Genomic DNA, 11,134 nt, shown 5'->3' on the forward strand with positions numbered 1-11,134 from the left:
CACACCTGCCCTACCTGTTTTGCATCCTTCTTACCAGGCGCGCTGTGGAACCTCCCATGTCTCATCAATTGCTCTCTGTCTACTGTTAAAGAAAAGGTAGGGCAGGTAGGGCAATCGACCGGAAATCCAACGCTGGCGCGGGTTTGCACTGGCTGACCTACCTCCGAGACGGTGAGGCATTCGCTGGTTAGGTGAGGCAAAGTCATGCTGTCATCTGCGCGGGTCGAATGAAAAACCAGCAGCGCACGCCGTTCGCCATCTCTCTGACGCGCTGCCAGCCCATTGAGGTGAGGCAGGCAGCGGCCCGCATCTCGTCGGCCCGTTTGAAGTCACCTACTCGCTTGTCGAGTGCCACGTGCAACACGTCGCGTGTCGTGGTTCGCGCCAGGGGATTCGGGAAGTGCGGATCGTGCGGTCGCCGACCATCGAGATAGTCTGCAATCGCCGGTACCCATGCGTCATCGTCCTGATACTTGTGGTGCTCCGCTTCGGCCAAGCGTTCGGCGTCTTCCCACATCACGCCATGCGCGTCAAACAGTGCAGCGCCCTCGGCCCATAGTTGATCGCGGTCGCGAGCCACTCCGTCCGGATCGCAACGGCCCGCTTCGAAGGGCAGGAATCGACGACTACCCGTCGGGTCGGTGAGGAAGTCGCGTTTGTTGGTGCTGCCGAAGAAAATGAAACGCCTCGGGTTGCGTGTCTGGTGCTCCACGTATTTCGGCACCCACATATCGACCTGCTTCGTAATGAACGCCTTCAGGTCGCTCGCGTCACGCTGGCTCATGCCGCGCAGTTCGGGGAGTTCGACAACCAGCTTGCCCGACAGCATGCGCGCCGTGTCGTCGTCGCGGTCGGCAAGGTCGAGCTCGTAAAAGGTGTCCTCGTGCGGCGCCATCGCGCGGATGGCGCTTGACTTCATCAGGCCCTGTATGCCGACAGCCACGGGCACCATGTCAGCCTTCACACCGGGCTGAATCACACGTCCCGCGAGTGCCGACCATATGTAGCGCGACACTGCTTGCGCATAGGGCGTGTCGGCCGTGCCGAAACACTGGCCCAGGAATCGATCAACCCGCGGCGTGCCGTCCCATGTGGGAAGGCTGCTCAGCCATTTTTGAGCGCTGTCCCGCTCGTTCTCTTGCGCAACAAGCAGTATTGCGTCGCGCATTTTTTCCTTCGACACTTCGCCGAACGAATGGCTTAGTTGCAGATGCTCTCGCGCCGACGTGTAGTCGTTGTCGGTGAGTTGTCGCAACTGAGCGCCGTCGTCCAGGTCCACGACTTGCCGAAAAGTGTCGAGTGAGGGGCGAAACCCGCATATATCGGATTGGCGCAGGGCGCTCAGCACATTGGGGAGCGTCGGTTCGACGACGCCGAGCTTGTTTCGGGGGAAGTCCTGACGCTCTTCGCGGCGCGGCGCCACGAGCTTGCGGCACATCGCGATGGGGAACTTGGTGCCGAGTCCGCCGAACACCTTGACCAGCAACTGCGCCAGTTCCTCGCGCTCCATCTCGCCGATGCGATCATCGCGGGCGAGCTCGGGGCACATCTTCTCGCGCAGCACGAAGTCGTCGCTGCAGGCGGTCAGCTTGGCCTTCCACTCGTCGCGCGCACGGTAGCCAGCGCGGGTGCGTTGCTCGTTCGCCTGCTTGATGAGCCAGGCCATCGTGATCGACGCGCCTGCGAACTTGCCAAAGGAGCGCCACCGCTCCATGCAGTACGCCTCGGTCGTGTACTTGGGGCTCGCCTTCGACCAGTTGTGCCAGAGCTCGAATCCCTCGCCCTGCGTCTCCTGATGGACGGCCATGCCGACCTTGACCCACGTGTCGTAGTCGAGGTCCGCCGGCAGCACGTCGAGGTGCCCCACGATCTCGCCGTTGCTCAGGCCGAGGGTCGGCGACAGCGCCATGAGACCGAAGCCATCGTCGTCGAACACCTGCGACGGCGCGCGGCTGAGCGAGCCCCACCGCGACACGTAGTCCGCGATGACGGCCGGCGTGAGGTCGCACAGCGTGTCCTCGAAGCCGAACAGCGCACACTCGTCGGTGATGTCGCCGGTGACCGTGACGAAGCCGTTGTGGCCGAAGTATTCAACGGCGAACGAGCCGCGCTCGGCGTCCACGTCCTTCTTCGACTCGACCGAGCCGCGCATGAACGCGCGCAGGCCGGTGCCGGAGGGGCTGATCTCGGTGTAGGTGCCCGACACGAGCTCCGCGACGCGCGGATCGATGACTCGGTCCACCACGCAGTTGTCGAAGTCCAGCGCGACCAGGTTGAAGTCGGCGTGCATCGCGAAGCCGACGCCCTGCCAACCCCCGTCGCGCGCCACGCGCACCGCCTCGTCGAAGGTGACCATCGCGGCCCGATCCTCCGGCGACCCTTGCGTCCCGCTGCGCGGCAGCCCCGACGCGTAGTACGGCACCTTGCGGGGCTTCTTGTCGCCGTTGGGCACGAACTTCCACACGAGCCACGCGCGCTTCGATGCGAGCTCGGCAGGCACTGAGGCCGGTAGCGAAGCGCCTCGCCCCGCGATTTCGCTATTGCGATTCAGAATTTGCATTGCTGATTTCTGTTTGCGCCGAGCCCCACGCTCGGCGCTTTTCTTTATGCCACTGGGCAAGGCGAAACACACTGCGGCTCAATTTCGCGCTTTGCGTTTGACAATCGCCAGGGCGACTGTGTATGCCTCGCGATGCCACCATCCGGGCTCTTGCCCGCGTTCCGCGGCCTCGATCCACTGCAGGTAGCACCAGGCGGCGCAGACTGGTCGGGGGAGGCCAGTGAGACGCGAGAGGAAGGCGGCCCGCTGCAGGTCCCGGTCGGCATGCCCTCCGTGGGCCTTGAATTGCGGATCGACGAGTGCGAGAGCACTGCCCTCCGACTCGCTGACCGTGGGGAGGCCCGACATGCGAGGAATCACGCCGAGGCGGCGGTCTCGGCCTTCGACCGAAGCCACTGCGTCACATCGCCTGCGCGCCAGCGGGTGCAGCGGATGCCGTCTTTCAGGGGCTTCGGAAACTTGCCGGCTGCCACCTTCCGGCGGATGGAAGACTCCGAAAGCCCCGTAACTCCGATCACGGTCTGGACCTTCAGCAGCGCGTCCGCGATGTGGACCGCGTCGAGAGATTGCAGCGGTTGGCTAGCTTGGCGGTATTGGGCAGTTTGTGACGGCATATGGCACCTTTTGAATGGATGCCTCACAAGATGCCCATGGCGGCTCAAATCCCCCTGCGGTCAAATTTCGTAGTTATGTTTCATAACTACTCTGTCGCGCGCAACTTGTCGAGATAGTTCGCCCACGTCACCATCATCTTCCGGCGCTGGTCTTTGAACTGCGCGCGGTTGTATGCCGTGCCGAGCGGCCCGCGCTTGCCGTGGGCAAGTTGCTCTTCAATCACTTCCGGGTCGATATGGAGCTCGTCGACCATGATCGTGCGCGCCATCGCGCGGAAGCCATGGGCGGTCATCTCCGTATTGTCGAAGCCCATGCGCCGGAGTGCCGTGTTGATCGTGTTGTCGCTCATGGGGCGCTCGCCGGAAAGCAGGCTGGGAAAAACGTAGCGGCCGTGCCCCGTGAGCACGTGCATGCGCTTCAGGGACGCCACGGCCTGCGGTGCCAGCGGCACCAGGTGGGGCTCGCCGCTGATCTTTGCCTGCTTGGTCCGCTTCATGGACGCGGCCGGTATCGTGACGAGCGCGCCGTTGAGGTCGACCCACGACCATTCCATCGCCCGGATGTTGCCGGGGCGCTGGAAAAGCAGTGCACTCAGTAATAGCGCCTCCTGCGTGGCGGGCAAGCCGTGGTAACTGTCGATTGCTCGCATGAGCGCGCCGGCTTTCTCCGCCGTCAGCACCGCCGCCATGTTCTTGACGATGACGGCGCCGAGCGCGTCGCGCAGCTTCGTTGCTGGGTCGTCGTCGCATCTGTCGGTTGCGATGCCATAGCGGAAAACCTGCCCCGCGTACTGGCGTAGCGACACGGCCGTCTCGTTGAGGCCCTTGCTCTCCACGCGACGCAGCGGCTCCAGCAGCACACGAGCGGTAATCTCGCGCAGCGGTAAGCTGCCGATCCAGGGGAACAAATTGCTTTCCTGCAGGCGAAGCCACTTTGTGCTGTACGCCGCGCTCCATTCCTTCCGTTTGATCGCGTGAAATTCGCGAGCGACTAGCTCGTATGTGGTGATGGCACTTGTGCGGACGAGCGCCTTATCGAGCCGGCGGCGCTGGGTTGGGTCGGCGCCTGACTGGTGGACCTTCCGCGCGTCGTCCCGCGCGGCGCGCGCATCCTTGAGCTTGACGGCGGGGTACACACCGATCGCGAGACGTTTTTCTTTGCCGGCGAACGAGTACTTCCAGAACCAGCGCTTCGAGCCGTTCAGAGCCACTTCGAGGTAAAGATTGCCGCCGTCGGTGAAGCGTGCGCGCGCCTTGTCAGGAGGGCAAGATGCGTTCTTGCAGGCGACTTCTGTGAGCATAGGGGAACAAGCCCATGAAATGGGGGCAAAAGTGCCCCTGTTCCCCGAGTTGTACCCCGAGAAGCGCTGCGCTGCAATGCTCGGTTATGGAGCCTTATGGCGGATCAACTTGGCTAAGTCGTTGATCTAATTCAGTTTTTGAAGCCATATGGCGGAACATGGCGGACTGAATGGAGCGGGTGAAGGGAATCGAACCCTCGTATGAAGCTTGGGAAGCTGCCGTTCTACCATTGAACTACACCCGCATTTCAACCCGCTGATTCGCAACGGGCTATCGATCCAAGCGGCGGATTTTACGTCGAGAAATCCGGGCGATTGCCGCCGCGGAAATTACTTTCGAAAACGCGGCAACGCGCCCTCGGGCACCCTTTTCACGAGGACCGCCGGGCGCGCGTGGTATCCAGCTCGCTGTGGGTAGACCTTTCAGCGTAGGAACACATGCTCCATGAACTGCCTGATGGGGTACTGGATCACGCTCTCTACCCTGGGGGGCAGTTCCAGCGGCCGCATCAGCATCTTGAGGGTGGCCCCCGGGCTGATGTTGGTGCGCACCGTGCCATTGATGCGTGCGCCCAGTTGCCGGATGTAGGCTGCATCGCCGGCCCGCTCGGGTGATCGAGCGCGGACCACGTGGCGGACGGCGCAGTCGGCATCCTCGCTCTTGAGTTCCAGCGTGCGCCGGCCGATGATGCCCAGCACGCGGACCCGGCCCAATTTTTCCTCTTGTCGGTAGCGCCGGAAAAAGCGGTAGAAGTGCTTGTAATGGCTGACCTCATCGGCCGCAATGCGGCTCGCCAGATCGCGCAGCACCGGCTCGGTGGTGGCGCGCGCCAGGGCCCGGTAGTAGCTGGCGGTGCCGGTCTCGACCACGCAGCGCGCGGCCAGTTCGAGTCCGCGCGTCGGGGAGAGGAGTTCCACCTTGCAGTAGGTGGCGTATTCCCCCAGAAAGCCGCGGTAGGCGGTTTCCCAGTCGAATTCGGGCCAGACATGGGATACATAGGCGCGCAGCGCCCGGCCGTGCTGCAGTTCCTCGGCTTCCCAGTGGTGGGTGAGCCAGGCCGTGACTTCGTTGTCGCCGCGGAAAAAGTCGACCAGATTCTGGGTGTAGAGGTCCGAACCGCTTTCGATGAACGAGGCGGAGGCAACGAGGTAGAAAAGGTTTTCGTCCTGGCGGACTTCTGCTCGCGCAATGCGCGAAAAGTCCAGATCCTCGATCTTCCAGGGTGCTGCCTCTTGACCTGCCATGCATGCTCCTTGATTCACCTTTGAAACGAATAGGACGAGGCCCGGCGCATTTGGTTCTGCGCGCTAACGTTCATATTAGTTTCAGGGTTCCGGGGGCCGGGCAGTGCCGCTCCCGGCTGCGGGGGCGCGGTCCGGTAGCCAAACCTATAATCGATTGTTCAAGCAAATCAAGCAGTCAGGTCGGTTCGACGCCGTGGTTTCGACGAGAGGGTCGCCATCGCCAGGCCGCCCTCGACAGCAGACGAAATCCAAAGATGAGCCAGCCCACATTCACGGTCGCGGACATTCGCAAGACCTTTCTCGATTTCTTCGCTTCCAAGGGCCACACGGTGGTGGCCTCCAGCTCGCTGGTACCGGGCAACGACCCCACGCTCATGTTCACCAACTCGGGCATGGTGCAGTTCAAGGACGTGTTCCTGGGCGAAGACAAGCGTCCCTACGTTCGCGCCGCCTCGGTCCAGGCGTGCCTGCGCGCCGGCGGCAAGCACAACGACCTGGAGAACGTGGGCTACACCGCGCGCCACCACACCTTCTTCGAGATGCTGGGCAACTGGAGCTTCGGCGACTACTTCAAGCGCGAATCGCTCAAGTGGGCCTTCGAGTTGCTGACCGAGGTCTACAAGCTGCCGGCTGAAAAACTCTGGGCCACGGTCTACATCGAGGACGACGAGGCCTACGACATCTGGACCAAGGAAATCGGCCTGCCGCCGGAGCGCGTGGTGCGCATCGGCGACAACAAGGGCGGCCGCTACATGTCCGACAACTTCTGGATGATGGCCGACACGGGCCCTTGCGGCCCGTGCTCCGAGATCTTCTACGACCACGGCCCCGAGATTCCGGGCGGCCCGCCAGGCAGCCCCGACGAGGACGGCGACCGCTACATCGAGATCTGGAACAACGTGTTCATGCAGTTCGACATGCAGCCCGACGGCTCGGTCAAGAAGCTACCCGCGCCCTGCGTCGACACCGGCATGGGCCTGGAGCGCCTGGCTGCCATCCTGCAGCACGTGCACAGCAACTACGAGATCGACATTTTCGATGCGCTCATCAAGGCCGCGGCGCGCGAAACCGGCGAGAAGAACCTGGGCAACAATTCGCTGCGCGTGATTGCCGACCACATCCGCGCCACCTCGTTCCTGGTGGCCGACGGCGTCATTCCGTCGAACGAAGGCCGCGGCTACGTGCAGCGCCGCATCGTGCGCCGCGCCATCCGCCACGGTTACAAGCTGGGCCAGAAGAAGCCCTTCTTCCACAAGCTGGTGCCCGACCTCGTGGCGCTGATGGGCGACGCCTATCCCAAGCTCAAGGTCGACGAGAAGCGCATCACCGAAACGCTGAAGGCCGAGGAAGAACGCTTCTTCGAAACGCTGGCCAACGGCATGGAAATTCTCGATGCGGCCCTGGCCGGCGATGCCAGGACGCTGCCGGGCGAGGTCGCATTCAAGCTGCACGACACCTACGGCTTCCCGCTCGACCTGTCGGCCGACGTGTGCCGCGAGCGCGGCGTGAGCGTCGACGAAGCCGGCTTCACCGCCGCCATGGAAAAGCAGAAGGCCGCGGGCCGTGCCGCCGGCAAGTTCAAGATGGACCGCAACGTCGAATACGGCGGCGCGGGCAACGTCTTCACCGGCTATGAAAACCTCGAGGAAAACGCCAAGGTCGTGGCGCTGTACTTCGAAGGCGCCGCGGTGCAAGAGCTGAAGGAAGGCCAGCCCGGCATCGTGGTGCTGGACACCACGCCGTTCTATTCGGAGAGCGGCGGCCAGGTGGGCGACCAGGGCGTGCTGGTGGCCGAAGGCGTGCAGTTCGGCGTGGAAGACACGCAGAAGATCAAGGCCGACGTGTTCGGGCACCACGGCACGCAAACGCAAGGCACGCTGAAGGTGGGCGACGCGGTCAAGGCCGCGGTCGACACCGCGCGCCGCGCCGCCACCATGCGCAACCACTCGGTCACCCACCTGATGCACAAGGCGCTGCGCGAAGTGCTGGGCGGCCATGTGCAGCAGAAGGGCTCGCTGGTCGATGCCGACAAGACGCGCTTCGACTTCGCGCACAACGCCCCTGTCACGCACGACCAGATCCTCGAAATCGAAAAGCGCGTGAACGCCGAGATCCTCGCCAACACCGAGACGCATGCGCGCGTGATGGACATGGAGTCGGCCCAGAAGACCGGCGCCATGATGCTGTTCGGCGAGAAGTACGGCGAGAGCGTGCGCGTGCTCGACATCGGCACCAGCCGCGAACTCTGCGGCGGCACCCACGTGGGCCGCACCGGCGACATCGGCCTGTTCAAGGTCGTGAGCGAAGGTGGCGTGGCTGCCGGCGTTCGCCGCATCGAAGCGGTCACGGGCGCCAACGCGCTCAGCTACCTGCAAGACCTCGAAGCCACGGTGCAGAGCGTGGCCGCCACGCTCAAGTCGCCGGCCGCCGAGCTGCAGGGCCGGCTCACGCAGGTGCTGGAGCAGGTGAGGGCGCTGGAGCGCGAAGTAGGCTCGCTCAAGGGCAAGCTCGCTTCGTCCAAGGGCGACGAGCTCCTGGCGCAGGCCGTGGACGTCAACGGCATCAAGGTGCTGGCCGCCAAGCTCGACGGGGCCGACGCCAAGACGCTGCGCGACACCATGGACAAGCTCAAGGACAAGCTCAAGACGGCCGTGGTCGTGCTGGCCGCGGTCGACGGCGCCAAGGTGCAGGTGGCTGCAGGCGTCACGAGCGACACGGTGGGCAAGGTCAAGGCCGGCGAGCTGGTCAACTTCGTCGCGCAGCAAGTGGGCGGCAAGGGCGGCGGCAAGGCCGACATGGCCATGGCCGGCGGCACCGACCCCGCAGGCGTGCCGGCCGCGCTCCAATCGGTGCAAGCCTGGGTGGCGGAACGCACCTGATGGCCTCTACCGAGGTGCTCGGCCACCCTCCCGGCGAAGTGCTGGTGATGGGGGCGGGCACCATCGGTTGCTTCATCGGCGGCAGCCTGGCGGCGGCGGGTGTTCCCGTCACCTTCGTCGGCCGGCCACGCGTGCTGCGGGGCCTTGCGGAACATGGCCTCACGCTGAGCGACCTCGAAGGCGGTACGCATCGCCTGCCGGCCGCCGGCCTTCGGTTGAGCGAGCAGGTGCCCGCAGGGGCCACGCCGGCATTGGTGCTCCTGTGCGTGAAGAGCGGCGCCACGGCCGAGGCGGCCGCCGAGCTTGCCTTTGCATTGCCCGCGGGCACCACGGTTGTCTCGTTCCAGAACGGCATTTCCAACTGTGCCGCGGCCTCGCAGGCGGGGCCCACGCTCGGCGTGCTGCCTGGCATGGTGCCGTACAACGTGGCCGAGATCGGCCCGGGTGCCTTTCACCGTGGCACGGCCGGACGGCTGGCCGCCAAGGACGACACCGCACTGCGGCCGTGGCAGCCGGTCTTCGAGCGTGCGGGCGTGCCGCTCGACCTGTACGCCGACCTGCTGCCGGTGCAATGGGGCAAGCTGCTGCTCAACCTCAACAACCCCGTCAATGCGCTCTCCGGGCTGCCGCTGCGCGAAGAACTGCTGCAGCGTGGCTACCGGCGCTGCTTTGCCGCGCTGATCGACGAGGCGCTGGGCGTGCTCGGCCGGGCCGGCATTGCGCCGGCACAGGTGGCCGCGGTGCCGGCGCAGCGGCTGTCCGCGGTGTTGCGGCTGCCCGACTGGCTGTTTCGCATCGTCGCGGCGCGCATGCTGTGCATCGATGCCAAGGCCCGCTCCAGCATGGCGGACGACCTGGCGCTCGGACGGCGCACCGAAATCGATGCGCTCAGCGGCGAAGTCGTGCGGCTTGCGCAAGACCATGACCTGGACGCGCCCCGCAACGCAAGAATGTTCGCGCTGCTCGAAGACTGGCCGCGCCAGCCCAGGCGCCTGGACGGCACGGCAATTGCAAGACGCACTCGGCCTGTAGCGCGGAACCTTGTACCCTCGGGGCCGGTGTCGCGTGCGGCTTTCAAGGGGTTGTTCTCATGCAGGTTCTGATCCTCGGCAGCGGTGTCATCGGCACCTCGGTGGCCTACTACCTGGCGCGTGCGGGCCACGACGTGACGGTGCTCGAGCGCCAGCCGGCGCCCGCGCTCGAAACGAGCTTCGGCAATGCGGGCGAGGTGTCGCCCGGCTACTCCGCGCCTTGGGCCGGGCCTGGCGTGCCGCTCAAGGCCATCAAGTGGATGCTCATGCAGCACAGCCCGTTGGTGATCAAGCCCATGCTCGATCCGGCCATGTGGCGCTGGGGCCTGTCGATGCTGTGCAATTGCACGCAGGCGCGCTACGAGCTCAACAAGGGCCGCATGGTCCGGCTCGCCGAATACAGCCGCGATTGCCTGAAGACGCTGCGTGCCGACACCGGCATCCGGTATGACGAACGCGCGCTGGGCACGCTGCAGCTCTTCCGAACCCAGAAGCAGCTCGACGGCATTGCCAAGGACGTGGAAGTGCTCAAGGCCTCCGGCGTGCCCTACCAGGTGCTCGACCGCGAGGGCTGCGTGCAATACGAACCGGCGCTCGCGGCAGTGAAGGGCAAGTTCGTCGGCGGGCTGCGCCTGCCGGGCGACGAGACCGGCGACTGCTTCAAGTTCACGCAGGCGCTGGCCACGCTGGCCGAGGCGGCCGGCGCCAAGTTCCGCTTCGGCGTGGGCATCCAGGCCATCGAGCACGGCGCCGCCGGCGTCACCGCCGTGAGAACCGACGCCGGCAGCTTCACCGCAGAACGCTACGTGGTGGCACTGGGCAGCTACTCGCCGGCCATGGTCAAGCCGCTGGGCATCGACCTGCCGGTGTACCCGGTCAAGGGCTTCTCGATCACGGTGCCCATTTCCGATGCCAGCGGCGCGCCCGAATCCACGGTGATGGACGAGACCTTCAAGGTGGCCGTCACCCGGCTCGGCGACCGCATCCGCGTTGGCGGCACCGCGCAGCTCTCGGGCTTCGACCTGGCGCTCGATGCCGGGCGGCGCGACACGCTCGAGCATGTCGTGACCGATCTCTTTCCGAGGGGCGGTGATGTGCGCGAGGCTTCCTTCTGGACCGGCCTGCGCCCCATGACTCCGGACGGCACGCCGGTGATCGGCGCCACGCGCATTCCCAACCTGATGCTGAGCACCGGCCACGGCACGCTCGGCTGGACCATGGCGGCGGGCACGGGCCGCGTGATGGCCGATCTGATCGACGGCAGGCAGCCCGCGATCGACATGGAAGGCCTGACGGTGGCGCGCTACGGCGGGAGCTGATCAAGCGGCGCTGCGCGACATCTTCCGGGCTGCCGCGCAATCAGTGTGGCTCCATGGTCACACCGGATTCGCCGGATGCTCCTGCCCCGCATGCTGCGCGCGGCATGAAGAAAGAACCATCTTCGTAGCGCATTGCGCGCATGCAATCGATGACTCCATTCGTCGTATGGCGCGCGAACATTTTG

Annotated in this window: 6 protein-coding genes, 1 tRNA gene and 1 pseudogene; 3 read left to right on the plus strand and 5 right to left on the minus strand. The window is 65.1% G+C overall.

The window, feature by feature from the left end; translation table 11 throughout:
- Positions 1–202: 202 nt before the first annotated feature.
- The 5 genes from ACAM55_RS09230 to ACAM55_RS09250 form a co-directional block, all read right to left on the minus strand.
- On the minus strand, positions 203–2,560 hold the full coding sequence (locus tag ACAM55_RS09230) for a VapE domain-containing protein (RefSeq protein WP_369655731.1): 2,358 nt from the start codon (positions 2,558–2,560) through the stop codon (positions 203–205).
- A 356-nt stretch (positions 2,561–2,916) separates the two neighbouring features.
- Positions 2,917–3,174, minus strand: a complete 258-nt coding sequence (locus ACAM55_RS09235; RefSeq protein ID WP_369655732.1) for a helix-turn-helix transcriptional regulator — start codon at positions 3,172–3,174, stop codon at positions 2,917–2,919.
- Positions 3,175–3,260: 86 nt separating this feature from the next.
- Positions 3,261–4,475, minus strand: a complete 1,215-nt coding sequence (locus ACAM55_RS09240) for a tyrosine-type recombinase/integrase (RefSeq protein WP_369655733.1) — start codon at positions 4,473–4,475, stop codon at positions 3,261–3,263.
- Positions 4,476–4,646: 171 nt separating this feature from the next.
- Positions 4,647–4,720 (minus strand) — tRNA-Gly (locus ACAM55_RS09245).
- A 178-nt stretch (positions 4,721–4,898) separates the two neighbouring features.
- Positions 4,899–5,720 (minus strand): ferritin-like domain-containing protein, encoded by an 822-nt coding sequence (locus ACAM55_RS09250; RefSeq protein ID WP_369655734.1) that lies wholly within the window; start codon positions 5,718–5,720, stop codon positions 4,899–4,901.
- A gap of 254 nt (positions 5,721–5,974) precedes the next feature.
- Here ACAM55_RS09250 and alaS point away from each other — a divergent pair, with 254 nt between their 5' ends.
- The 3 genes and pseudogenes from alaS to ACAM55_RS09265 all read left to right on the plus strand — a co-directional run bounded on the left by alaS (position 5,975) and on the right by ACAM55_RS09265 (position 10,949).
- Positions 5,975–8,599: an alanine--tRNA ligase gene (gene alaS, locus ACAM55_RS09255; RefSeq protein WP_369655735.1), complete on the plus strand. Its 2,625-nt coding sequence runs from the start codon at positions 5,975–5,977 to the stop codon at positions 8,597–8,599.
- Positions 8,599–9,631: pseudogene (locus ACAM55_RS09260) on the plus strand (2-dehydropantoate 2-reductase). Before alaS ends, ACAM55_RS09260 begins: the two are co-directional and overlap by 1 nt.
- 58 nt (positions 9,632–9,689) lie before the next feature.
- Positions 9,690–10,949: a D-amino acid dehydrogenase gene (locus tag ACAM55_RS09265; RefSeq protein ID WP_369655736.1), complete on the plus strand. Its 1,260-nt coding sequence runs from the start codon at positions 9,690–9,692 to the stop codon at positions 10,947–10,949.
- The last annotated feature ends 185 nt before the right edge of the window (positions 10,950–11,134 follow it).

Origin of the sequence: Variovorax sp. V213, assembly GCF_041154455.1 — a bacterium.
GTDB lineage: Bacteria > Pseudomonadota > Gammaproteobacteria > Burkholderiales > Burkholderiaceae_C > Variovorax.